Origin of the sequence: Micromonospora sp. HNM0581 (genome assembly GCF_012726175.1) — a bacterium.
Taxonomy (GTDB): Bacteria; Actinomycetota; Actinomycetes; order Mycobacteriales; family Micromonosporaceae; genus Micromonospora.
The window spans coordinates 85,568-108,050 of record NZ_JAASAD010000013.1 but is presented as its reverse complement, the minus strand read 5'-3'; the positions used below and the strand labels follow the sequence as shown (position 1 = coordinate 108,050).

Genomic DNA, 22,483 nt, shown 5'->3' with positions numbered 1-22,483 from the left:
ATGCATACCTGGTATGTCGATCGCAACCGGACCGGACGCGAGTCCGTGGACGCCGGGTCCGATCAGCCGGGGCGACCCGGGAACGGCACGGTCAGGGGGGTGATCTCGGCGCTGCGCCGCCAGCGGGTGGCCCGCACGGCGTACTCCACCAGGGCCGCCAGAGCGCGATCCCGCTCGGCGCCGGTGCTGACCGGCAACGTCGCCCGCCAGAAGGCCGCGGTTCGTTCCTCCACCTGCACGGCGAGACGCAGGGCGCTGGCCCGATCGGTCACCGGGAAGGGCATCGCGTACCCGGGCCGGTCCGGCGGTACGCTGCCGCCGCCGGTGCTCAACTGCACGACCAGGGCATCCCGGCGGGCCCGGTGGGCGGCTTCCGCCTCCACCGCGGCCTCGCGTTCCGCGCCGCTGAGCCGCACTCCGACGGGGCCGTAGGCCCAGATCGCGGCGTACTCGGCGGTGAGGGCGTCGGCGAGCGCCGTGGCGGATCCGGTCGTGGCGATGCGCCGGCTCATCGCAGCGCCTCCACGTGGGTGGCGCGGGCGGCGGCGACCGAGCCGAGCAGCGCGACGCGTTCGGCGGGCGCCGCGGCGCAGGCCTGGAGTGCGGATTCCCGACCGACGCGTTCGGATTCCCGCAGGGCCGCCATGGCGGCCGAGCGGTCCGTCGGTCCCGCCGTCGGAGAGCCCGACGGGCTGACCGTGGGGGTGGCGGGGGCGGTCGCCACACCGGTGAGCCGGGCCAGTTCCGCAGCGTGCGCCTCGTGCGACTCGGCAAGCGGGAGTAGCCGGTCGGCCAGGTCGGGGTGGACGTCGACGGTCGCGCGTAGACCGGCCGCGAGCTGGAGCGACTCGTTCAACAGCGGCGCGAGCGGATCGGGTTGCGGCGGTTGTCCGTCGCGGTCCAGCAGGCCGCACCCGGCGAGCGGAGCGGCGGCCCCGCCGAGCGCCAGCAGCACACCGGCCCGGAGGAGGCCGCGTCGGGAAAGCTCGGACGAAACGTCCTGCCGAGTCGTTCTGCCCATCGCCACCGGACAAGTCAACACCATCGCCGGCACGCGTGTCCGGCGGTGGCGTCGGTGCGCCGCCCGGGCCATCGTCCGGGCGGCGCGTTACGCTCTGCGCAGCCGCCGGTGCGTCCGTACCGGGGGCGTGCCGGCATGATGTCGGCGAGCAGCAGAAGGGGCTTCGGATGACGCAGCGTGGCCGGGCCACCAGGACGACGGGTCGACCCCGCGGTGGGCAGGCTGCGCGTGCGGGTCAGATCGCCCGAGGTGATCTCGCCGCCCGCCGTGAGCGGCTGCGCTCGGTGATCGCCCCCGTGGTCCACGCCGCCGGCTACGACCTGGAGGACCTCACCGTCTCCCGAGCCGGCCGCCGGCACGTGGTGCGCGTGATCGTCGACGCCGACGGTGGGATCAACCTGGACGCGGTGGCCGACGTGTCGCGAGCAGTGTCCGCCGCCCTGGACGCGGCGGAGGAGCGCGACGGCGACATCGTCGCGGGGGAGTACCAGCTCGAGGTCAGTTCGCCGGGCGTGGATCGCCCGTTGACGCTGCCCCGGCACTGGCGCCGCAACGTGGGGCGGTTGGTCCGGGTGACGGTGCGCGCCGACCCGGCCTCGGGGCAGCCCGGAGGCGACCGTCAGGTCACTGGCCGGGTGGTCGACGCCGACACCGAACGTGTGGTGCTGGAGACCGACGTCGCCCGCGAAGAGTGCCCCTACGCCAACCTCGGGCCGGGTCGGGTGCAGGTCGAGTTCACCCGCCTCGACGAGCTGGCCGAATCAGAAGACGTCGACGACGATGACGATGTGGAGGACGAGGAGAGGTGAACATCGACCTCGCGGCGCTGCGTGCACTGGAGCGCGAGCGGGAGATCCCGTTCGACACGATCCTCGCGGCGATCGAGACCGCGCTGCTTACCGCGTACCGGCACACCGACGGTGCTGAGCCGCACGCCCGGGTGGAGATCGACCGTAAGACCGGTGCGGCGCTCGTCTACGCCCAGGAGCTGGACGCCGAGGGCACCGTGGAGCGGGAGTGGGACGACACCCCGCACGACTTCGGCCGGATCGCTGCCATGACTGCCAAGCAGGTGATCCTCCAGCGGCTGCGGGAGGCCACCGACGAGGCGCACTTCGGCGAGTACGTCGGCCGCGACGGTGATCTGGTGACCGGGGTGGTGCAGGCGCACGAGGCCCGGTCCGAGAAGGGCATCGTCACCGTCGACCTCGGCAAGCTGGAGGGGGTGCTGCCGCAGTCGGAGCAGGTGCCCGGCGAGCGGTACACCCACGGCGAGCGGATCCGCTGCGTGGTGGTGCACGTGGCCAAGGGGATGCGTGGCCCACAGGTGACGTTGTCCCGGTCGCACCCGAATCTGGTGAAGAAGCTCTTCGCCCTGGAGGTGCCCGAGATCGCCGACGGCACGGTGGAGATCGGGGCGATCGCCCGTGAGGCGGGTCACCGTACGAAGATTGCGGTGCGTTCCACCGCCGCCGGGGTCAACGCCAAGGGTGCCTGTATCGGTCCGATGGGTCAGCGGGTCCGGGCGGTGATGAGCGAGCTCCACGGAGAAAAAATCGACATCATCGACTGGTCGGACGATCCGGCGACCTTCGTCGGAAACGCGCTCTCCCCGGCCAAGGCGCTGCGGGTCGAGGTGGTCGACCTGGGCAACCGGGCGGCGCGGGTGACCGTTCCGGATTTCCAGCTGTCGCTCGCGATCGGGCGTGAGGGGCAGAATGCCCGACTCGCTGCCCGATTGACCGGTTGGCGGATCGACATCCGGTCCGACGCCGAGCAGGCCGCCCCTGCCGGACGAGCCGGAGCTGATCACGTCCGGGAACCGGGCGGAGCGGTGTCGGGCAGCTAGGGGTAGACTTTCACCAGTGGCACGACGCGCGCTGCCGGAGCGCACCTGTGTGGGCTGTCGACGGCGTGCGCCGGCCAGTGAACTGCTGCGGATCGTCGCGATCGGCGACGGGGCTGGTTTCAGTCTCCGACCCGATCCGGCCCGCAGGATGCCGGGTCGGGGAGCGAACATGCACCCGGATCCGGCCTGCTTCGCGCAGGCAGTGCGGCGTCGTGCCTTCGGGCGCGCGCTGCGCGTCGCCGGGGTTCCGGATGAAGGGACTCTCGCGGAGTTCCTGACGCGTCAACCACCACGTTCGGTCACCCGACCGGACGAGGGCCGCTAGCAAGGTAGGACGACCGACATGAGCACACGATGAAGTCCCAGAAATGATCAGGCTTCAAGTGCACGAGTGAGGTCGCTGCGGGTGCTGCCCGCACGACCTCGGAGTGAGGAGTGCAGTGGCAGGTAAGGCCCGCGTACACGAGCTTGCAAAAGAGCTCGGGGTCGAGAGCAAGACCGTACTCGCCAAGCTCAAGGAGATGGGCGAGTTCGTCAAGTCTGCGTCCAGCACCGTCGAGGCGCCTGTCGCCCGACGGCTGCGCAACGCCTTCGTCGCCTCGGGCGGCGCTGGTGCGCCGCCGGCTGCCCCGCCGGCCGCGCCGGCTCCGACAGCGACACCGACCCCGTCGCCGACTCCCGGCGAGCCTCGGGTCACCGCCAAGCCGGCGCCGCCACGGCGTCCGGCGGTGCCCGGTCCGAAGCCGAAGGGTCCGGTACCCGGTCCGCCGCCTGCGGCGGCCCCGGTAGCCAAGCCGGCGAGTGCTCACGACATCGAGGTGGCCGCCGCCGAGGCGCGCGCTGCCGCGCTGAAGGCTGAGCAGGAGGCTGCGGTCAAGGCCGCCCAGGCCGCCCGCCAGCAGCAGCGGGAGAACGTCCGCCGGGAGCCTCCGGCCGACGGTGGTGCCCGTCCGGGTCCGCGACCCGGTCCCGGTACGATGCCGCCTCGACCGGGTTCCCCGGCTGCGGGTCGTCCCGGCCCGACCAACCCGGGGCCGGGTGGTCGGCAGGGTCGACCGCCGGCGCGTGGTGCCGGCAACAACCCCTTCGGTATCCAGGGAAGCCAGCAGCGGCCACCTGCCGGTGGCGGTGGCGGTTCCCGTCCCAGCCCGGCGTCGATGCCGCCGCGTCCCAGTCCGGCGTCGATGCCGCCGCGTCCCAGCCCGGCGTCGATGCCGAGCCAGCGTCCGGGTCGTCCGGGTGGACCGGGTGCCGGTCGTGCCGGTGGGGGCGCCGGCCGTCCCGGTGGCGGCGGCGGTGGCGGTGGCTACCGTGGTGGTCCCGGTGGCGGCGGCGGTGGCGGTGGCTACCGTGGTGGTCCCGGTGGCGGCGGCGGTGGCGGTGGCTACCGTGGTGGTCCCGGCGGCGGCGGCGGTGGCGGTGGATTCCGTCCGGGTGCGCCGGCCGGTGGCGGCGGTCGCCCCGGTGGCGGTGGCCGTGGCCGTGGCGGTGGTGCCGCAGGTGCCTTCGGGCGTCCGGGTGGTAAGCCGACCCGTGGTCGCAAGTCGAAGAAGCAGCGCAGACAGGAGTTCGACAACCTGTCGGCTCCGACCATGAGTTCGGGTGCCCCGCGTGGTTCGGGGCAGACGGTGCGTCTGTCCCGGGGCGCCTCGCTCTCGGACTTCGCAGACAAGATCAACGCCAACCCGGGTTCGCTGGTCCAGGAGATGTTCAACCTGGGCGAGATGGTGACCGCTACCCAGTCGTGCTCCGATGACACGTTGCTGCTGCTGGGTGAGCACCTCGGCTTCAACGTGCAGATCGTCAGCCCGGAGGACGAGGATCGGGAGCTGCTCGCGCAGTTCAACATCGACCTCGACGCCGAGGTCGCGGAGGACCGCCTGGTCAGCCGGGCCCCGGTGGTGACCGTCATGGGTCACGTCGACCACGGTAAGACCAAGCTGCTCGACGCGATCCGTAAGGCGAACGTCGTTGCCGGGGAGGCCGGTGGCATCACCCAGCACATCGGTGCCTACCAGGTGCACGTGCCGCACGAAGGCGAAGACCGTGCGGTGACGTTCATCGACACCCCGGGTCACGAGGCGTTCACCGCGATGCGTGCCCGTGGTGCCCAGGTGACCGACATCGTGATCCTGGTGGTCGCGGCCGACGACGGTGTCATGCCGCAGACCATCGAGGCGTTGAACCACGCCAAGGCGGCCGAGGTGCCGATCGTGGTCGCGGTCAACAAGGTCGACAAGCCGGAGGCGAACCCGGACAAGGTCCGCCAGCAGCTGACCGAGTACGGCCTGGTTGCCGAGGAGTACGGCGGCGAGACCATGTTCGTGAACGTGGCCGCGAAGCCGGGCACCGGTATCGAGGAACTGCTCGAAGCGGTGCTGCTCACCGCCGACGCGTCGCTGGAGCTGACCGCTCCGACCGACGGCCCCGCGCAGGGTGTGGCCATCGAGGCACACCTGGACAAGGGCCGCGGTGCGGTGGCGACGGTGCTGGTGCAGAAGGGCACCCTGCGGGCCGGCGACTCGATCGTCGCCGGTGGGGCGCACGGCCGGGTCCGGGCGATGCTCGACGAGAACGGTAACCAGGTCAACGAGGCAGGTCCGGCGCGTCCGGTCATGGTCCTCGGGTTGACCGCGGTGCCGGGAGCCGGCGACACCTTCCTCGCTGCGGCGGACGACCGTACGGTGCGGCAGATCGCCGAGCAGCGGCAGGCTCGTCGGCGAGCGGCGGCATTCGCCAACTCCCGTGGCCGGGCCACTCTCGAGACGCTCATGGAGCAGCTCAAGGAGGGTGAGAAGACTTCGCTCAACCTCATCCTCAAGGGCGACGTCTCCGGTTCGGTGGAGGCGTTGGAGGACGCGCTGTTCAACCTCGACATTCCCGAGGAGGTCCAGCTCAAGGTCCTCGACCGGGGCGTCGGCGCGATCACCGAGAGCAACGTCATGCTCGCGAGCGCCTCGTCCGAGCCGGTCACGATCATCGGCTTCAACGTGCGGGCCTCCAACAAGGTCCGTGAGATGGCCGACCGCGAAGGCGTGGAGATCCGGTACTACACCGTCATCTACCAGGCCATCGAGGAGATCGAGGCGGCGCTCAAGGGCCTGCTCAAGCCGGAGTACGAGGAGGTCGAGCTCGGTACTGCGGAGATCCGCGACGTGTTCCGCTCGTCCAAGATCGGCAACATCTCCGGTTGTATCGTCCGGTCGGGTGTCATCCGACGGAACGCGAAGGCGCGCCTGCTGCGCGACGGCACGGTCGTGGCGGACAACCTCACGATCAGCTCGCTGAAGCGGTTCAAGGATGACGCGACGGAGGTCCGGGAGGGCTTCGAGTGTGGTCTGACCCTGGGTGGTTACAACAACGTCCAGGTCGGCGACGTGATCGAGACCTTCGAGATGCGGGAGAAGGTCCGCACCTGATCCTGCGGTGACGCACTGATCGAGGGGTTTACGCCGGCCGGCGTAAACCCCTTGATCATGTGGGGCCGGGTGGGGGTAGTGTCCTCAGACGATGTACACCGCAACCGCAGTATTCGACCTGCTGCTGCCGGGGGATTCCCGGTCGCTGAAGGCCAAGAGGTCCTATGTGCGACCGATCGTCGCGGCGCTTCGCCGGTTCGACGTGTCGGCCGCCGAGGTGGGGGCGCTCGACCTGCACGGGAGGGCGGAGATAGCAGTGGCGGTGGTGGCCGCCGAGGCGGCCCACGCCCGCGAGGTGCTCGACTCCTGCGAGCGGCTGGTGGCGGGTCGTCCGGAGGTCGAACTGCTGTCGGTGCGTCGCCGGTTGTACGGCAAGGACGACTGAGTCGTGGGCGTCCGCCCCGGCACGTCGCGGCGGATGGCGCGGGTAGGGTTCGGGTGTTGGGGTCGGTCCGGGATCCGGCGTCGCCGGTCCGGCCGGTAGGGGTATGCCGTGGAGGTGGCGGAGATGACGGATGCGGCCAAGGTACGCCGGCACGCGGAACGGGTTCGCGAGCTGGTCGCGTCGGTGGTGCGGAGTCAGATCAAGGACCCCCGACTCGGGATGGTCACTATCACCGACGCCCGGATCACTGCCGATCTGCGTGACGCCACTGTGTTCTACACCGTGCTCGGTGACGCGGCGGCCCAGGCGGGCACCGCCGCCGCGCTGGACAGCGCCAAGGGCATGCTGCGCAGCACCGTCGGCAAGGCTCTCGGGCTACGCCACTCGCCGACGCTCACGTTCGTGCTGGACGATGTGCAGGATCAGGTCAAGCACATCGACGATCTGCTCGCTGCCGCCCGCAACGCCGATGCCGAGGTGCAGCGCCTGGCCGCCCGAGCCGAGTACGCCGGTGAGGCACAGCCGTACCGTCTCGACGACGACGAGGACGGCGCCGACGACGAGGACGAGCCAGACGAAAGCACCGGAGACACCAGGGGCGGGGACCGTCGGTGACCGCTCCCGCCGGTGGCGCCGCGACCGAGCCGGATCCTGCCGTGCGGAAGCAGCCCGGTACCGGTCGGGCCGGTGCGACCGCCGACGGTGAGTCGGCCTCGGTGACGGTCGACGCCGGGCCGACCGAAGCTGACTGGGGTGCTGCGGTGGCGGCGGTCCGCCAGTTGCCCGCCGACGGCCGGGTGCTGCTGATCTGCCACGTCAACCCGGACGGCGACGCGTTGGGCAGCATGCTCGGCTTCGCGCTCGGGTTGCGGCGACTCGGCGTACGCCGGTTGCAGGCCACCTTTCCCGGGCCACCGGAGGTGCCCGAGCCGCTGCGCGGTCTGCCCGGTCTGGAACTGCTGGTCACGGAGACGGAGGCGGAACCCGAGCCGGATTTGGTCGTCTGCTTCGACGCGGCCAGCGAGTCACGGCTGGGGGACCTGGCCGACCGGTTGGCCGGCAAGGGCACCGCACTGGTGCTCGACCACCATGCCTCGAACCGTGGCTTCGGTGACGTGAATCTGGTCGACCCGGCTGCGGCGGCGACCTCCGTGCTTGTCGAGCAGTTGCTGGATCGGCTCGGCGTGCCGCTGGACGCCGGCATAGCCGAATGTCTGTACGTGGCGCTGAGCACCGACACCGGCTCGTTCCGATTCGACGCGACGACCCCGGCGGTGCACGAGATGGCGGCCCGGATGCTGGCTACCGGAATCCGGCCGGGTGACATCTCGCGGCGGGTGTTCGACAGCCGGCCGTTCGGAGCGGTGCGGCTCTTCGGTGAGGTCCTCGGCCGGGCCCGGCTGGAGCCCGAGGAGGCCGGCGGGCAGGGCCTGGTCTGGACGTACGCGACCCTGGACGACCTGGCCCGTCACGAGCAGCGGCCGTACGTGCTGGAAGCACTGATCGATCCGGTGCGCTGCACCGCCGAGGCCGACGTCAGCTGTGTGGTCAAGCAGACCGCGCCGGCCGTGTGGGCGGTCTCTCTGCGCAGCAAAGGCGCGACCGACGTGAGTCGGGTGGCGGTCGCGTTGGGCGGTGGCGGGCATCGGCTGGCCGCCGGTTTCACCGGTGGTGGCACGGTGGACGAGGTCATCGAGCGGATTCGCACGCAGTTGCGGGCGTACGACGAGGGGAGCGGTACCGACCAGCAGGGGTGATTTCAGGGTCGGCTCCGGGGCGTCAGGGTTCCGGCACCTGGACAGGGCGGAGAGAATCGGATGATGGAGCAGCCCCACGATCTCACCGTCGACACTCCACGCACCTGGGAGCGGCCGGTCGTCTGTGTACCGGTGCTCGTCGCCCTCTCCCTGGTGGGTGGCCGCTTCCCGTCCTTCTCGACTGAGGCTAACGTCTATGTGTTCGGTGCGGGTGGGGTGCTGATCTGGCTCGGCCTCACCAAGCGGGTGCAGGCTCGTCCGGCGCCTGAACGACTGCGATCCGGCGCGGTCTGGTGGACCCTGCCGGTGGTGGTGTTCGGGATCTTCGAGGGCGCCACCTTCGTCGCGGCGTCCGGCGACGACTTCCCCACCTTCTCACTGCTGGCCGATCCGCTGCTGGAGGACCGTCTGGTTCGTTCCGCGGCCTGGCTGGTGTGGCTGTCGGCCTTCTGGGGACTGGTGCGGCGATGATGCGGGCACTGGCGATCGGCGGTTTCCTGTTCGGGTTGGCGCTGTTCGGGCTGATCGAGTGGCTGGCCCGCCGGGAGGGTTCGCGGATTCCGACTCTCGGTGAACTCTGCGCGTACGTCATGCGGTACGAGGTGGGCCCGGTGCCGGTGGGCCGGATCGGGCTGTTCGGCTTCTGGTGGTGGATCGGCTGGCATTTCCTGGCTCGTTGACGAGCAGCCGCTCTGTCCAGATCGCGGGAACAGCACGCACCATGTGGACCTGAACGATAACTTGGGAAACGATCGGCGTCGCTTCGGCGCAGGTCAGGGGCGAAGCCGTACCCGGTGTCGCTCCTGCTCCAGGGTTCACCGACCCGGGCCACCAGGCCGCCCACCGCCGTTCCGGCGACCCCGGAACCCGGTTCCGGGCGACAGTCCCCGCACCGCCCGTGACGTGTCGCCGGGATCGGTGACGCGTGTCCTGGAAGGGAACCGTTATGGCTGCCAAGCCCGCGTCCGAGACCACTGACGAGGCCCGCGAGCAGGCCCGTCGTGCCCTGCAGACCTCCATGGACACCCGTCAGTGACGGTGTCCGACCGGCGGTGACGACCGGCTGCTACGCGTACGACGTCACCGCCGGTCCGAACGTCCGCAGGTGCCGTCGGGCTGGACCCGGCCTGGTGGGCGGCGAGGAGCGCGTTCCCGCTTGATCAGGCCCGACCGTACAGCGAGTAGATGGCGAGCATCAGAGCCAGGCTGACCACGAAGCAGGCGAACAACGCGATGACTTTCACCGTGTTGGGGTAGCGCTCCCGCAGCGGCTGCCGCCGCTGCCAGGCCCACCAGCGGCGACGGATCACCCCGGCACCGGGCAGGGTGGTCACCCTTTCGCCGATCCGGACACCGAACGTGCGCCTCGCGGGCGGTGGATTCAACATCCAGTCCGGTAGGGCGCTGGGTTGCTGTGACGTCTGGAGGCAGACCGGGTCGTCGGGCTGGTGCGTCCGGTCGGGACCGTGTTCCGTCGTCATCTCGTCTCCCCGTGGCCTGCCGGTGCGGTACTGGCCGTTGCCGATGCGTCGATGGTGCCAAGGGGATCGCGACCCGGACACCTGATTTTCGGCGGCCCGTCCGATGCTCACGTCGACGGGGCGATCTGGCAGGCTTGCACGTCGTGAGCACAGACGGTCTGATCGTGGTGGACAAGTCCGGTGGCATGACCTCGCACGACGTGGTCGCCCGGATCCGCCGGCTGGCCGGGACCCGTCGGGTCGGTCACGGCGGCACGCTCGACCCGATGGCCACCGGGGTCCTGGTGATCGGGGTCGGCCGGGCCACCCGGCTGCTGACGTACGTGATCGGCGCGGACAAGAGCTACGCGGCGACGATCCGACTCGGCCAGGCCACCGTCACCGACGACGCGGAGGGCGACGTGATCGCCACCACCCCGGTCGGGCCGCTCACCGACGGGGCGGTCCGGGATGCCCTGGCCGGGTTGACCGGGGAGATCGACCAGGTGCCGAGCGCGGTGAGCGCCATCAAAATCAACGGGCAGCGGGCGTACAAGCGGGTCCGTGAGGGGGAGAGCGTCGAGCTGCCGGCCCGTCGGGTGACCGTGTCTCGGCTCGACGTGCTGGCGATCCGGCGAGACCTGCCTGACGTGGTCGATGTCGACATCGAGGTGGCCTGCTCGACCGGGACGTACATCCGGGCGATCGCCCGGGACGCAGGCCAGCTCCTCGGGGTCGGCGGCCACCTGAGCGCACTGCGCCGTACCGCCGTGGGGGGATTCACCCTGGCGGAGGCCGGCACCCTCGACGAGCTGGCGCACCGCGCCCCGGCTGTGGTGAACCTGCCGCTGACGGTCGCCGCTGAGCGGTTCTTCCCCCGCCGGGACGCCACCGCCGAGGAGACGAAGGTGCTTTCCCACGGCGGTCCGTTGGACCCGGTCGGCCGGACCGGGCCGTATGCGGTCTTCGATCCGGCCGGCGGGCTGATCGCTATCGTCAGCGAGCGGGCCGGCCGGGCCCGAGCGGAGATCGTGTTCGCTCCGGCCTGACGCCGGCACCGACGGCCAATCGCCGACGGCCAATCGCCGACGGCCAATCGCCGACGGTGCGGGCCAACGACAGCGGAGGAGCAGAATGCAGCGGTGGCGGGGGTACGAGGCGGCGCCCGGTGGCTGGGGGCGGTCGGTGGTCACCATCGGCGTCTTCGACGGGGTGCACAAGGGGCACCAGGCGGCGATCGGGCACGCCGTGGCACGAGCCCGGGAACTCGGCTTCAAGTCGGTGGTGCTCACCTTCGATCCGCATCCGGCCGAGGTCGTGCGACCCGGTAGCCATCCGGCGGTGCTGACCGAGCCGCACCGCAAGGCGGAGTTGATCGAGGCACTCGGTGCGGACGTGCTCTGCGTCATACCGTTCACACCCGAGGTGTCCCGGTTGTCGGCCGAGGCGTTCGTGCACGACGTGCTGGTGGAGCACCTGCATGCCGCACTCGTGGTGGTGGGCGGCAACTTCCGGTTCGGTCACCGGGCCGCCGGCGACGTGGCGCTGCTGGAACGGCTCGGCCACACGTTCGGCTTCGCCGTCGAGGGGGCTCCGCTGGTGGCCGAGTCGGGTACCGTCTTCTCCTCGACGTACATCCGGTCCTGTGTCGACGCCGGTGACGTGGCCGCGGCGGCTGAGGCGCTGGGTCGCGCCCATCGGCTCGAGGGAGTGGTCGTCCGCGGTGACCAGCGCGGGCGGGAGCTCGGCTACCCGACGGCGAACCTGCTCTGTCACCGCTACGCGGCGGTCCCGGCCGACGGGATCTACGCTGCCCGGATGGTGCGACGTGGGGAGCAGCAGCCGCTGGCCGCCGCCGTGTCGATCGGCACCAACCCCACCTTCTCCGGCCGGGAACGCCGGGTCGAGGCGTACGCGCTGGACTTCGACGGTGACCTTTACGGTGAGCGGTTGGCGCTCGACTTCGTGGCGCATCTGCGCGGCCAGGCCCGCTACGACTCGATCGAGTCGCTCGTCGCTCAGATCGCCCAGGACGTCGAGCAGACCCGCCGGGTGCTGGGCTGACCGGTCACCGACCCGCCGGTGCCCTTGACCGGCCGGGTCGGGTAGGTGCTGGTAGTCTGGCGGAAACGTCGGCTGACCGACGTGGGGCCTCGCCTGCCTGCTCGACGCCGCGGGGGCGAGGGTCGTCCGTCACCGGTGCCGTAGCCCGGCCCGACGGACAAGCATCGAGACAACCCACCAGAACAGGGAGAACATGGCGCTCGACCAGCAGTCCAAGGCCAAGATCCGCGAGGAGTACGCGACCGCAGAGGGCGACACCGGCTCGCCCGAGGTGCAGGTCGCGGTCCTCACCAAGCGGATCGCCGATCTCACCGAGCACCTGAAGGTGCACAAGCACGACCACCACAGCCGCCGTGGGCTGCTGCTGCTCGTCGGTCGTCGCCGTCGGTTGCTGAACTACGTCCAGAAGAAGGACATCAACCGCTACCGGTCGCTCATCGAGCGGCTCGGCCTGCGTCGGTGACGGGACGGGGGAGTGGCCCACCAGGTCACTCCCCCGTCGGCGTCCCACCCGAGAAACGGGCCACGACCACCCAGACAAGGGAGCGTCGGCGTACCGGTCTCCGGTAGTGGCCTCCGGGCACCCTGGCATCCTGCCGGTGGTCCCGGGCGCTTCGATCGAAGACCGGCCGTCCGCACCGCTCCCGCGTCGTGGCCCCCGATGCGAAGGAGCATGGAAACAGCATGACCGAGACCAGACTCGGCACCGAAACCCGCACCGCCGTGATCGACAACGGGTCGTTCGGCACCCGTGAGATCACCTTCTCCACCGGTCGGCTGGCCCGGCAGGCCGCCGGTTCCGTCACGGCCCAGCTGGGCGAGACGGTCGTCCTCTCCGCCACCACCGCCGGCAAGCAGCCGAAGGAGCAGTTCGACTTCTTCCCGCTGACCGTCGACGTCGAGGAGCGGATGTACGCCGCGGGTCGCATCCCCGGCTCGTTCTTCCGCCGTGAGGGCCGGCCCAGCGAGGACGCCATCCTCACCTGCCGCCTGATCGACCGGCCGCTGCGCCCGTCGTTCGTCAAGGGACTGCGCAACGAGGTCCAGGTCGTCGAGACGATCCTCGCGCTCGATCCGCAGCACCCGTACGACGTTGTCGCGATCAACGCCGCGTCGATGTCGACCAAGCTGTCCGGTCTTCCGTTCTCCGGCCCGATCGGGGCAACCCGGATGGCCCACGTCGACGGCCAGTGGGTCGCGTTCCCGACCCACGAGGAGCTGACCCGGGCAACCTTCGACATGGTGGTCGCCGGCCGTTCCCTGGCCGACGGCGACGTCGCGATCATGATGGTCGAGGCGGAGGCCACCGAACACACCGTGAAACTGGTCGCCGGCGGGGCACCCGCTCCGACCGAGGAGGTTGTGGCCAGCGGTCTGGAGGCCGCCAAGCCCGCCATCCGTGAACTGTGCCGGGCGCAGAGCGAGCTGGCCGAGGTCGCAGCCAAGCCGGTCGCCGAGTTCCCGGTCTTCCTCGACTACTCCGACGACGCGTACGACGCGGTCGCCGAGTTGGCCCGCGCCGACGTCGCCGAGGCGTTGCAGATCGCCGGCAAGGCGGAGCGTGAGGAGGCCTTGGACGCGGTCAAGGCGCGCATGCAGGAGGAACTCGGCCCGCGTTTCGAGGGCCGGGAGAAGGAACTCTCCGCCGCTTTCCGTTCACTCACCAAGTCCGAGGTGCGTAGCCGGGTGCTGCGGGAGCAGGTCCGCATCGACGGCCGGGGCCCGCGTGACATCCGTCCGCTGAGCGCCGAGGTCGGCGTGCTGCCCCGGGTGCACGGCTCGGCGCTGTTCGAGCGCGGCGAAACCCAGATCCTCGGCGTCACCACGCTGAACATGCTGCGTATGGAGCAGGCGCTGGACACCCTGTCCCCGGAGAAGTCCAAGCGCTACATGCACAACTACAACTTCCCGCCGTACTCCACCGGTGAGACCGGTCGGGTCGGCTCGCCGAAGCGCCGCGAGATCGGGCACGGCGCCCTGGCCGAGCGGGCGCTGATCCCGGTGCTGCCCTCGCGGGAGGAGTTCCCGTACGCCATCCGGCAGGTCTCCGAGGCGCTCGGCTCCAACGGTTCCACCTCGATGGGCTCGGTCTGCGCATCGACGCTGGGCCTGCTCAGCGCCGGTGTGCCGTTGAAGGCGCCGGTCGCGGGCATCGCGATGGGCCTGATCTCCGACGAGGTCGACGGCAAGACCCAGTACGTCACGCTCACCGACATTCTCGGTGCCGAGGACGCCTTCGGTGACATGGACTTCAAGGTCGCCGGCACCCGCGACTTCGTCACCGCGTTGCAGCTCGACACCAAGCTCGACGGCATCCCGTCGGACGTGCTGGCCGCCGCGCTCCAACAGGCCCACGAGGCCCGGCAGACCATCCTCGACGTGATGCAGCGGGCGATCGAGACGCCGGCAGAGATGTCCGACTACGCGCCGCGGGTCACCACGGTCAAGATCCCGGTCGACAAGATCGGCATGGTGATCGGTCCGAAGGGGCAGACCATCAACGCCATCCAGGACGAGACCGGCGCTGAGATCTCCATCGAGGACGACGGCACCATCTACGTCGGCGCGACCAACGGACCGTCGGCGCAGGCCGCGGTCGAGCGGATCAACGCGATCGCCAACCCGACCCTGCCCAAGGTCGGCGACCGCTTCCTCGGCACGGTGGTGAAGACCGCCCCGTTCGGTGCGTTCGTGTCGCTGCTGCCGGGCCGGGACGGCCTGCTGCACATCTCCAAGGTCGGCGACGGCAAGCGGGTCGAGAAGGTCGAGGACTTCCTCAACGTCGGTGATCGCGTGGAGGTCGAGATCGCCGACATCGACCAGCGCGGCAAGATCTACCTGGACAAGGTCCGCCCGGAGGGCGCCGAGGCGCCGGCCGCCGAGGCCGACGCAGAACGGCCCGCCGGACGGGACCGGGGCGGCGACCGGGGCCCGCGTGACCGGGGCGACCGCGAGCGCGGTGCCGACCGGGGCGGACGCGGCCCCGAGCGTGGCGAAGGTGGCGAGGGCGGCGGCGACAACCGTCCCCGGCGCCGTACCCGACACAGCTGACAGCTGAACCGTTCACCGGCCGGGCGACACCGTCGCCCGGCCGGTTCGTCAACTCACCCACGCACTCGCCGTACTGGAAGCAGGTGGCCGTGAACCGGACCCGGCATTCGTCCCCTATCGGGGCCCGACCGTGGTCGACCCCGCGCACGGGTCGGCAGGCCACCGCCACCGCCCGGGATGCCGGTGGGTCGCCCCGGGCGGTGACCCGGACCCTGAGCGACGATCCGCTGGGCGGCACGGCCCGCCGCACCGTGCTGCCGAACGGGTTGCGGGTGCTGACCGAGGCGATTCCGGCGATGCGCAGCGTCTCGTTCGGCATCTGGGTGGCGGTCGGTTCACGGGACGAGACCGGCCCGCAGGCCGGTGCCGCACACTTCCTGGAACACCTGCTGTTCAAGGGAACCCACAAGCGGGACGCTCTGGAGATCTCCTCGGCGATCGAGGCTGTGGGCGGGGAAACCAACGCTTTCACCACGAAGGAGTACACCTGCTACTACGCCCGGGTGCTCGACGAGGACCTGCCCCTGGCCATCGACGTCATGTGTGATCTCGTTGCCGACTCGGTGCTGGAGCCGGCCGACGTGGAGACCGAGCGGGGCGTCATCCTCGAAGAGATCGCCATGCACGACGACGAGCCCGGCGACGAGGTGCACGACCTGCTGGCCCAGGCCATCTACGGTGACCACCCGCTGGGCCGGCTGATCTCCGGCACCGAGGACACCGTCACCGCGATGTCCCGCCGGCAGATCCAGAGCTTCTACCGTCGACGTTACGTGGCACCCCAGATCGTCGTCGCCGCCGCCGGCAACCTCGACCACACCGCCGTGGTCCGACTGGTCCGACAGGCGCTGCGGGACACCCCGCTGGACACCGACCCGGCTCCGCCCGCGCCGCAGCGACCGGCGACCCCCCGCGTACGCAACCGGGCCGCCGCCGCTGTGGTGCAGGAGAAGGAGACCGAGCAGGCGCACATCGTGCTGGGCTGCCCGGGAATCGACCGGCGCGACGGGCGTCGCTTCGCTCTGGGCGTGCTCAACAACGTGCTCGGTGGAGGCATGTCCAGCCGGCTGTTCCAGGAGATCCGTGAGCGCCGTGGCCTCGCCTACTCCGTCTACTCCTACGCCAGCCAGTACGCCGACAGTGGCCTGTTCGGCGTCTACGCCGGCTGCACCCCGGGTCGGGTCGACGAGGTGCTGGAGCTGACCCGCGTCGAGTTGGCGCGTACCGCCGCGCACGGTATCACCGAGGCGGAACTGGCCAGAGGCAAGGGGATGAGCAAGGGGTCGTTCGTGCTCGGTCTGGAGGACACCGGTTCCCGGATGGGCCGGCTGGCCAAGGGTGAACTGCTCTACGGGGACCTGGTGCCGGTCAACGAGCTGCTCGACCGGGTCGACGCGGTCACCCTCGACGACGTCAACTCCCTCGCCGCCGAACTGCTGGACCGGCCGATGTCCCTCGCCGTCGTCGGCCCGTTCGTCGGCCGGGACTTCCGTCTCTGAGCCCCTCCGGCTGACCCGGGGCCCCACCCTCGAGGTGTCCACGTCCCGATTGGGATAGGTTGTGCCGCGTGACTGACGAGCAGGAGAAGGGCGTACCCGAGTCGATCAGGGTCGGGGTGCTGGGTGCCGGTGGCCGGATGGGCGCGGAGGTTTGCCGGGCCGTCGGGACGGCGGCCGACATGGAACTGGTCGTGACCGTCGACCAGGATGACTGGCTTGTCGACGCCGCCGAGGCGGGGGCGGAGGTCCTTGTCGACTTCACCACCCCGGATGTCGTCATGGACAACCTGCACTGGTGCATCGACCAGGGTATCCACGCGGTGGTCGGCACCACCGGCTTCACCGAGCAGCGGATCGAGAAGGTCCGCGGCTGGCTCGCCGACCGGCCCGGCGTCGGGGTGGTGATCGCCCCCAACTTCGGTCTCGGTGCGGTGCTGATGATGCAGTTCGCCGCCCGCGCCGCCCGCTACTTCGAGTCGGTGGAGATCGTCGAACAGCACCATCCACGCAAGCTCGACGCGCCCAGCGGCACCGCCACGCACACCGCCCGCCTGATCGCGGCGGCCCGCGCCGAAGCCGGTCTCGGCCCGGCACCGGACGCCACCAGGGACGAGATCGCCGGTGCCCGAGGTGCCGACGTCGACGGGGTACGCGTGCACGCCGTGCGGGCCACCGGGCTCGTCGCCCACCAGGAGGTGCTCTTCGGCACCACCGGTGAAACCCTCACCGTCCGGCACGACTCGTACGACCGGGTCTCCTTCATGCCCGGAGTGCTGCTCGCGGTACGCGCGGTGCGGCACCGACCGGGCCTGACCCTCGGCTTGGACGCCCTGCTCGACTAGGGTGGCCGGTTGACCAGCCGGGCGCGACTCGGCGGCCGGCCGTCGTCGGGGGCTGGCCATCGTCGGCGCCGGCCACTGACCGGGGCCGGTCAGCCGGCCTGGGGCGTTGCGGTGGGGACGGCGACGTGCAGACGAAGTTGGGGGACCAACATGTCGTCGACGTCCAGCGCGCGGCCCGCCCCGTCGAACTCCCAGCCGGCGGTGGTGAGGAACTTCCGCGACGCCTGGTCACCTTCGAACACCCACGCCACCGCCCGGTCGAAGCGGGACTCCCGCCACAGGTCGACGCTGGCGGCGAGCAGCCGCGAGCCGTGACCGCGCCGGCCCCAACGCGGTTCGACGAGCAGATCGGTCACCGCCACCACGTCGGCGCCGAGAGCGTCGGCCGGTTCGTTCGGGGCCAGCGCCTCCGCGTCGGCCGGGCCGGATGCGGCAAACCCCACCAGATATGATTGCTCGGCCTGTTCGACGGCGACGAGCACCCGGTGGGTGTCGCCGGGTGGCTGACGCACCGAGGCGTCCCAACGCTCGGCCAGCGACTCCTCGTCGAGGCTTTCCAGCACCTCCCGGGGTAGCAGCCGCCGGTAGGCGACCCGCCAGGTGGCGAGCTGGATGCGGGCGATCTCGGCGGCGTCCTCCGGACGCGCCGGGCGGACGTACCCGAGACTCATGGCACGACAGCCTACGCAGGGCGAGGGAGGCGACGGTGGCGCAGGGTGCCAGGCGGACGGTCGGACAGGTCGCCTTCGTGATCGTCCTCGCCGTGGCGGTGACCGGGTTCCTGTCCGTGGCGGCCGTCCGGCACGGCTTCTTCGACCTGCAGGTGTACCGGGGGGCTCTGGTCTGGTGGGTGCACGACGGCGGAGAGATATACGACTATCTCAAGCCCGGCACCCAGTACGGCTTCACGTACCCGCCCTTCGCCGCTCTGCTGATGCTGCCGATGGCGTACCTGTCGTGGCACGCGGCGATCGTGGTGAGCGTGGCCGCCGGTGTGGCCACCAGCGCGGTGCTGATCTGGTGGCTGCTCGATCCGGTGTCCCGGCGCGCCGGTTGGACCCGTTGGTTCGTCTTCGCGGTGGCTCTGTGTCTGGTTGCCGCCTTCGAACCGATGCGCGAGACGATCAACTTCGGCCAGGTCAACACCCTGTTGCTCTTTCTGGTCGCGGTGGATCTGCTCCGGCTGTTGCCGGGCGGCAGCAGATGGGCCGGGGTCGGCGTCGGCCTGGCCACCGCGATCAAGCTCACGCCCGGCATCTTCATCGTCTACCTCCTGGTGACCCGACGGTGGCGGGCGGCGGTGACCGCGTCGGGCACCGCGACCGCCGCGACCGTCCTCGCCGCAGCGTTGTTCCCGGACGCCTCCCGGGAGTTCTGGACCAGCGCACTGTGGAACACCGGGCGTGTCGGCGAGCTGACTTTCGTCTCCAACCAGTCGCTGCGCGGCGTGCTGGCCCGGCTCGACCCGCAGAACCCCGGCACGCTGGGCTGGCTGCTGCTGGTCGCCGCGACCCTCGTGCTCTGGGCCTGGCGGTCCCGGGTCGCGGCGTCCGTCGGCGACGAGGCCACCGGGCTGGCCCTCACCGGCGCGGTGATGTGCCTGGTCAGCCCGGTCACCTGGGTGCATCACCTGGTCTGGCTGCTGCCGGGTCTGTTGCTGCTGGTGGACCGGGGGATGGCCGCCCCGCCGGGCGGTCGCCGTCGTCGGCTCCTGCTGGCTACCGCAGCCATCGGGTACGCGTTCCTGACCAGCCGGATCGTCTGGGCGTGGGAGAAGGACTTCACCGGTCTCGACGGTTTCCTGTTCAGTAACACCTATGTCTGGATCAGCCTGGCCATGCTGGGCCTGCTTCCGGTGGCTGCCCGGTCGTCGTCGTGTTCAGCCGTCGTCGAGTCGGCCGGTGTACCGCAGTTCGACGAGCCCGATCGCGGGTCGCCCGCCGGACAACGGCACCGGATAGGTCGACCGCTCACCGTCCGCTGACAGCCCGGCCCGCGCGTAGAACCGTCGGGCCCGGCCATTGTCCGCCAGCACCCAGAGTCGGTACTCCGCCCGGCCGGATTCACGCAGGCCCGCCCGCGCCGCCGCGAGCAGTGCCCGGGCGGTGCCGTCGCCCCAGTTCTCGGGGATGACGTAGAGGCTCACGACCTCGCCGTACGCCGGGTCGAGGTCGTCCCGGTCCTGGATGTTGCGGTACGGCCCGAAGGTGGTGAACCCGACGAGCGTGCCATACTCCTCGGCGAGCAACGTGGTGAACGGGTGGTCCGGGTCGGCGGTGCCGAGGGCGCGGCGGCGCTGTGCCCAGGCGACGGGGTTGAGCCGGTTGAGCACCTCGTCCGGCATGATCCCGGCGTAGCCAGCCTGCCAGCCACGGACATGCACCCGGGCCACCGCGTCGGCGTCGTCCGGCTGCTCGTGGCGGATGCTGGGCATGCAGACAGTTCTAGGCCGTGAGGGCGGGCAGGTCCAGCGTCCGCACCGGTGTCGTATGCCTGCCGTAGCCTGCGGACGATGGTCGCACCGGAACCGCTCTCGCTCGCCCAGGCCCGCCGCGTCGCGTTGGCGGCGCAGGGCTTCGCCGATCCGACGCCGACCGGGGCGCCCACCCGCCGGCATCTGCGTCGGGTGCTCGACCGGATCGGGCTGATCCAGATGGATTCGGTGAACGTCCTGCAGCGTGCGCACTACCTGCCGCTCTACAGCCGGCTCGGGCCCTATCCCACCGCCCTGCTCGACTCCGCCGCCTACCGCCGGCCCCGCGAGTTGTTCGAGTACTGGGGCCACGAGGCGTCGTTGGTGCCGGTCGCCCTGCATCCGGCGCTGCGCTGGCGGATGGCCCGGGCGCACAGCGACGCCTGGGGTGGGATGCGCCGCATCGTCGCCGAGCAGCCCGCTCTGGTGTCCTGGGTACGCGACGAGGTGGCCGCCCGGGGGCCGCTGACCGTCGCCGAGATCGAGCACGACGCGCCCCGCCGCAGCGGCAACTGGGGGTGGAACTGGTCTGCGGTCAAACAGGCCCTGGAATACCTTTTCTGGGCCGGCGAGGTGTGCGCTGCGCAGCGTACGCCTTCTTTCGCCCGCCGGTACGACGTGCCGCAACGGGTGCTACCGGCTGACGTGCTGGACATGCCGACGCCTACCGAGGCGCAGGCGTACCGCACCCTGGTGGGCATCGCGGCCCGCTCGCTGGGGGTGGCCGCGGAGCCGGAGCTGCGCGACTATTTCCGGCTGCCGGTGGCCGGCGCCCGGCAGGCCATCGCCGAGCTGGCCGAGTCGGGGGAGTTGCGACAAGTCGCGGTGCAGGGGTGGCGGCAGCCGGCCTGGCTGCACGCCGAGGCGCGGCTGCCCCGCTGGGTACGCGGCGACGGCCTGGTGAGTCCCTTCGACCCGCTGGTCTGGGAACGTGCCCGTACCGAGCGGCTGTTCGGTTTCAGCTACCGCATCGAGATCTACGTGCCGGCACCGCAACGTGTGTACGGCTACTACGTGCTGCCGTTCCGGCAGGGCGAGCGCTTCACGGCCCGGGTCGACCTGAAGGCGGATCGTCGGTCCGGGGTGCTGCTGGTGCCGGCCGCCTGGGTGGAGCCGGGCGTCGACCCGGTCGAGACGGCTGCCGCCCTCGCCGTGGAGCTGTACCGCCTGGCCGGCTGGCTCGGGCTGGACACGGTGGCACCGCCGGCCTCCGGTGACCTCGCGGCGCCGCTGGCCGCCGCGTTGGTGGACGTCGCCGGTGTACGGTGAGGTTCGTGACGAGCGTTGACCGACCGGACGCTACCCAGCCGCAGCCTGATCTGCAGTGGGGGCATCCACCTGGTGGATCGGACGCCGGTCACCCGGCCGGTTATCCGGTGGCTGAGTCCGATCGACTCACCCGGTTCGTGATCCGGATGCACGCCCGCACGCCACGCTGGGTGGTGCCCCTGGCCGCGGTCGGTTGCGTTGCCGCGGGCATCGGCTACACGCTGCTCAGCGATCCGACCCGCTCGGCGCCCGACGCACTGCCGACGTGCCTGCTCAAGATGACCACGGGGCTGGACTGCCCGGGTTGCGGTGCCACCCGCGCCCTGTGGTACGTGCTGCACGCCGATCTGCCGGCCGCCGCCCGGCACCATTTCCTCTTCGTCTTCGCGCTGCCCTTCCTGGCGTATCTCTTCGTCGCCTGGGCGGGTCGGCAGGCGTTCGGTTGGCGGTTGCCCGACCTGCGGGTGGGCCCGAAGCTGATCGGCGGTTTCCTCGCCGCTTGGCTGGCCTTCTCGGTGGTCCGCAACTTCCCCTGGCCACCCTTCACCGCGCTCTACGTCTAGGCCGCTGCCCGCTGCCTGCTGCCCGGTCCGCTACAGTCCCAGGAATGCCGGAAATGGTGCAGCCCCAGGTCAAGCTGATCGCGTGGACCCAGTTCGACCCGCCGGAGGACGTGCCGTGGTCGACCGATGCTGACGGCGGGCAGGCGTTGGCGGAGTTCGCCGGGCGGGCCTGTTACCAGAGCTGGCAGAAGCCCAACCCGGCGACGGCGACGAACGCCGGTTACCTGGCGCACATCCTGGAGGTCGGTCACCTCTCGGTGCTCGAGCACGGCTCGGTGAGCTTCTACTTCACCGGGGTGTCCCGTTCGTTCACCCACGAGCTGATCCGGCATCGGCACTTCTCCTACTCCCAGCTGTCGCAGCGGTACGTGCCGGAGCGGGACGCCGCCATGGTGGAGCCGACGGTGATCGCCGAGGATCCCGAGCTGCACAAACGGTTCGTCGAGGCGGCCGAGGCGAGCGTAAGGGCCTACAACGAGCTGCTGGAGGGGCTGGAGCGGCGCTTCGCCGATGTGGCGAACCCGACCCTGCGGCGCAAGCAGGCACGCCAGGCTGCCCGGGCGGTGTTGCCCAACGCCACCGAGACCCGCATCGTGGTGACCGGCAACTATCGGGCCTGGCGGCACTTCATCGATATGCGTGCCACCGAGCACGCCGACGTGGAGATCCGTGAGCTGGCCGTGGAGTGCCTGCGACAGTTGCAGCGGGTCGCGCCGAACGTCTTCGCCGACTTCACCATCTCGGCGCTGCCCGACGGCACGGAGGTGGCGCACAGCCCGTACGCCCAGACATCCTGAGCGGACCTCAGCCCGCCGACCCGGTGGTGGTGAG

At 70.9% G+C, this 22,483-nt stretch carries 23 protein-coding genes and 1 pseudogene; 19 read left to right on the top strand and 5 right to left on the bottom strand.

Features of this window, described 5'->3' with window-relative positions:
* Window positions 1–62 precede the first annotated feature (62 nt).
* Window positions 63–512, bottom strand: coding sequence for a ferritin-like domain-containing protein (locus HCA58_RS16670; RefSeq protein ID WP_169598761.1), 450 nt, complete (start codon window positions 510–512; stop codon window positions 63–65).
* Window positions 509–1,021: a hypothetical protein gene (locus tag HCA58_RS16665; RefSeq protein ID WP_205808867.1), complete on the bottom strand. Its 513-nt coding sequence runs from the start codon at window positions 1,019–1,021 to the stop codon at window positions 509–511. Before HCA58_RS16665 ends, HCA58_RS16670 begins: the two co-directional genes overlap by 4 nt.
* A gap of 167 nt (window positions 1,022–1,188) precedes the next feature.
* On the opposite strand from HCA58_RS16665, the gene rimP reads away from it, so the two are divergent.
* The 9 genes and pseudogenes from rimP to HCA58_RS16620 all read left to right on the top strand — a co-directional run bounded on the left by rimP (window position 1,189) and on the right by HCA58_RS16620 (window position 9,111).
* A complete protein-coding gene (gene rimP / locus HCA58_RS16660) occupies window positions 1,189–1,830 on the top strand; it encodes a ribosome maturation factor RimP (protein WP_169598760.1) in 642 nt (213 codons plus the stop codon).
* Window positions 1,827–2,870 (top strand): transcription termination factor NusA, encoded by a 1,044-nt coding sequence (nusA, locus tag HCA58_RS16655; protein ID WP_169598759.1) that lies wholly within the window; start codon window positions 1,827–1,829, stop codon window positions 2,868–2,870. Before rimP ends, nusA begins: the two co-directional genes overlap by 4 nt.
* A 16-nt stretch (window positions 2,871–2,886) precedes the next feature.
* Window positions 2,887–3,217: pseudogene (locus HCA58_RS16650) on the top strand (YlxR family protein).
* Between the two features lie 93 nt (window positions 3,218–3,310).
* The gene (infB, locus tag HCA58_RS16645) at window positions 3,311–6,289 is read left to right on the top strand and encodes a translation initiation factor IF-2 (protein WP_169598757.1); all 2,979 of its coding nucleotides are present in this window, start codon (window positions 3,311–3,313) and stop codon (window positions 6,287–6,289) included.
* 91 nt (window positions 6,290–6,380) lie between these two features.
* Window positions 6,381–6,674: a DUF503 domain-containing protein gene (locus tag HCA58_RS16640; protein WP_169598756.1), complete on the top strand. Its 294-nt coding sequence runs from the start codon at window positions 6,381–6,383 to the stop codon at window positions 6,672–6,674.
* Window positions 6,675–6,797: 123 nt separating this feature from the next.
* A complete protein-coding gene (gene rbfA, locus HCA58_RS16635; RefSeq protein ID WP_169598755.1) occupies window positions 6,798–7,289 on the top strand; it encodes a 30S ribosome-binding factor RbfA in 492 nt (163 codons plus the stop codon).
* A gap of 101 nt (window positions 7,290–7,390) precedes the next feature.
* Window positions 7,391–8,431, top strand: a complete 1,041-nt coding sequence (locus tag HCA58_RS16630) for a bifunctional oligoribonuclease/PAP phosphatase NrnA (RefSeq protein ID WP_169598797.1) — start codon at window positions 7,391–7,393, stop codon at window positions 8,429–8,431.
* Between the two features lie 63 nt (window positions 8,432–8,494).
* Complete coding sequence (locus HCA58_RS16625; protein WP_169598754.1) at window positions 8,495–8,902, top strand: hypothetical protein; 408 nt, start codon at window positions 8,495–8,497, stop codon at window positions 8,900–8,902.
* A complete protein-coding gene (locus HCA58_RS16620) occupies window positions 8,902–9,111 on the top strand; it encodes a DUF6186 family protein (protein ID WP_205808859.1) in 210 nt (69 codons plus the stop codon). Before HCA58_RS16625 ends, HCA58_RS16620 begins: the two co-directional genes overlap by 1 nt.
* Window positions 9,112–9,591: 480 nt before the next feature.
* Here HCA58_RS16620 and HCA58_RS16615 read toward each other — a convergent pair whose 3' ends face one another.
* Window positions 9,592–9,912 carry a hypothetical protein gene (locus tag HCA58_RS16615; RefSeq protein WP_169598752.1) on the bottom strand — a complete coding sequence of 107 codons (321 nt, stop codon included), beginning with the start codon at window positions 9,910–9,912 and terminating at the stop codon, window positions 9,592–9,594.
* A gap of 143 nt (window positions 9,913–10,055) precedes the next feature.
* Here HCA58_RS16615 and truB point away from each other — a divergent pair, with 143 nt between their 5' ends.
* From truB to dapB, 6 genes are all read left to right on the top strand, one after another.
* On the top strand, window positions 10,056–10,940 hold the full coding sequence (gene truB, locus HCA58_RS16610) for a tRNA pseudouridine(55) synthase TruB (RefSeq protein ID WP_169598751.1): 885 nt from the start codon (window positions 10,056–10,058) through the stop codon (window positions 10,938–10,940).
* An 85-nt stretch (window positions 10,941–11,025) separates the two neighbouring features.
* Window positions 11,026–11,955 carry a bifunctional riboflavin kinase/FAD synthetase gene (locus HCA58_RS16605; protein ID WP_169598750.1) on the top strand — a complete coding sequence of 310 codons (930 nt, stop codon included), beginning with the start codon at window positions 11,026–11,028 and terminating at the stop codon, window positions 11,953–11,955.
* A 193-nt stretch (window positions 11,956–12,148) separates the two neighbouring features.
* Entirely contained in the window at window positions 12,149–12,418 is a 270-nt protein-coding gene (rpsO, locus tag HCA58_RS16600; protein WP_099847095.1) for a 30S ribosomal protein S15, read from the top strand.
* Between the two features lie 221 nt (window positions 12,419–12,639).
* Window positions 12,640–15,006 (top strand): polyribonucleotide nucleotidyltransferase, encoded by a 2,367-nt coding sequence (locus tag HCA58_RS16595; protein WP_169598749.1) that lies wholly within the window; start codon window positions 12,640–12,642, stop codon window positions 15,004–15,006.
* A 200-nt stretch (window positions 15,007–15,206) separates the two neighbouring features.
* Window positions 15,207–16,505 carry a pitrilysin family protein gene (locus HCA58_RS16590; protein ID WP_346776016.1) on the top strand — a complete coding sequence of 433 codons (1,299 nt, stop codon included), beginning with the start codon at window positions 15,207–15,209 and terminating at the stop codon, window positions 16,503–16,505.
* 68 nt (window positions 16,506–16,573) lie between these two features.
* A complete protein-coding gene (dapB, locus tag HCA58_RS16585; protein ID WP_169598748.1) occupies window positions 16,574–17,347 on the top strand; it encodes a 4-hydroxy-tetrahydrodipicolinate reductase in 774 nt (257 codons plus the stop codon).
* An 89-nt stretch (window positions 17,348–17,436) separates the two neighbouring features.
* Here dapB and HCA58_RS16580 read toward each other — a convergent pair whose 3' ends face one another.
* Entirely contained in the window at window positions 17,437–18,018 is a 582-nt protein-coding gene (locus tag HCA58_RS16580) for a GNAT family N-acetyltransferase (RefSeq protein WP_169598747.1), read from the bottom strand.
* Between the two features lie 35 nt (window positions 18,019–18,053).
* Here HCA58_RS16580 and HCA58_RS16575 point away from each other — a divergent pair, with 35 nt between their 5' ends.
* Window positions 18,054–19,331, top strand: coding sequence for a glycosyltransferase family 87 protein (locus tag HCA58_RS16575; RefSeq protein WP_169598746.1), 1,278 nt, complete (start codon window positions 18,054–18,056; stop codon window positions 19,329–19,331).
* On the opposite strand, the gene HCA58_RS16570 is transcribed toward HCA58_RS16575, so the two are convergent.
* Window positions 19,227–19,781 carry a GNAT family N-acetyltransferase gene (locus HCA58_RS16570; RefSeq protein WP_169598745.1) on the bottom strand — a complete coding sequence of 185 codons (555 nt, stop codon included), beginning with the start codon at window positions 19,779–19,781 and terminating at the stop codon, window positions 19,227–19,229. The two genes, HCA58_RS16575 and HCA58_RS16570, sit on opposite strands and share 105 nt — an antisense overlap.
* Window positions 19,782–19,859: 78 nt before the next feature.
* Here HCA58_RS16570 and HCA58_RS16565 point away from each other — a divergent pair, with 78 nt between their 5' ends.
* The 3 genes from HCA58_RS16565 to thyX are packed head-to-tail and all read left to right on the top strand — an operon-like array spanning window position 19,860 to window position 22,449.
* Window positions 19,860–21,089: a crosslink repair DNA glycosylase YcaQ family protein gene (locus HCA58_RS16565; protein ID WP_169598744.1), complete on the top strand. Its 1,230-nt coding sequence runs from the start codon at window positions 19,860–19,862 to the stop codon at window positions 21,087–21,089.
* A gap of 5 nt (window positions 21,090–21,094) precedes the next feature.
* Window positions 21,095–21,652, top strand: a complete 558-nt coding sequence (locus HCA58_RS16560; protein WP_346776011.1) for a DUF2752 domain-containing protein — start codon at window positions 21,095–21,097, stop codon at window positions 21,650–21,652.
* 53 nt (window positions 21,653–21,705) lie between these two features.
* Window positions 21,706–22,449, top strand: a complete 744-nt coding sequence (gene thyX / locus HCA58_RS16555) for an FAD-dependent thymidylate synthase (protein WP_169598795.1) — start codon at window positions 21,706–21,708, stop codon at window positions 22,447–22,449.
* Window positions 22,450–22,483: the final 34 nt, after the last annotated feature.

What these genes read in the sequence shown, in the direction of transcription:
- HCA58_RS16570 (WP_169598745.1), bottom strand. Translation starts at nt 19,781, where the DNA reads ATGCCCAGCATCCGCCACGAGCAGCCGGACGACGCCGACGCGGTGGCC.
- HCA58_RS16625 (WP_169598754.1), top strand. Translation starts at nt 8,495, where the DNA reads ATGGAGCAGCCCCACGATCTCACCGTCGACACTCCACGCACCTGGGAG.
- HCA58_RS16595 (WP_169598749.1), top strand. Translation starts at nt 12,640, where the DNA reads ATGACCGAGACCAGACTCGGCACCGAAACCCGCACCGCCGTGATCGAC.
- HCA58_RS16580 (WP_169598747.1), bottom strand. Translation starts at nt 18,018, where the DNA reads ATGAGTCTCGGGTACGTCCGCCCGGCGCGTCCGGAGGACGCCGCCGAG.
- rpsO (WP_099847095.1), top strand. Translation starts at nt 12,149, where the DNA reads ATGGCGCTCGACCAGCAGTCCAAGGCCAAGATCCGCGAGGAGTACGCG.
- HCA58_RS16670 (WP_169598761.1), bottom strand. Translation starts at nt 512, where the DNA reads ATGAGCCGGCGCATCGCCACGACCGGATCCGCCACGGCGCTCGCCGAC.
- thyX (WP_169598795.1), top strand. Translation starts at nt 21,706, where the DNA reads ATGGTGCAGCCCCAGGTCAAGCTGATCGCGTGGACCCAGTTCGACCCG.
- HCA58_RS16640 (WP_169598756.1), top strand. Translation starts at nt 6,381, where the DNA reads ATGTACACCGCAACCGCAGTATTCGACCTGCTGCTGCCGGGGGATTCC.
- rimP (WP_169598760.1), top strand. Translation starts at nt 1,189, where the DNA reads ATGACGCAGCGTGGCCGGGCCACCAGGACGACGGGTCGACCCCGCGGT.
- HCA58_RS16615 (WP_169598752.1), bottom strand. Translation starts at nt 9,912, where the DNA reads ATGACGACGGAACACGGTCCCGACCGGACGCACCAGCCCGACGACCCG.
- rbfA (WP_169598755.1), top strand. Translation starts at nt 6,798, where the DNA reads ATGACGGATGCGGCCAAGGTACGCCGGCACGCGGAACGGGTTCGCGAG.
- HCA58_RS16565 (WP_169598744.1), top strand. Translation starts at nt 19,860, where the DNA reads ATGGTCGCACCGGAACCGCTCTCGCTCGCCCAGGCCCGCCGCGTCGCG.
- HCA58_RS16605 (WP_169598750.1), top strand. Translation starts at nt 11,026, where the DNA reads ATGCAGCGGTGGCGGGGGTACGAGGCGGCGCCCGGTGGCTGGGGGCGG.
- HCA58_RS16620 (WP_205808859.1), top strand. Translation starts at nt 8,902, where the DNA reads ATGCGGGCACTGGCGATCGGCGGTTTCCTGTTCGGGTTGGCGCTGTTC.
- HCA58_RS16665 (WP_205808867.1), bottom strand. Translation starts at nt 1,021, where the DNA reads ATGGGCAGAACGACTCGGCAGGACGTTTCGTCCGAGCTTTCCCGACGC.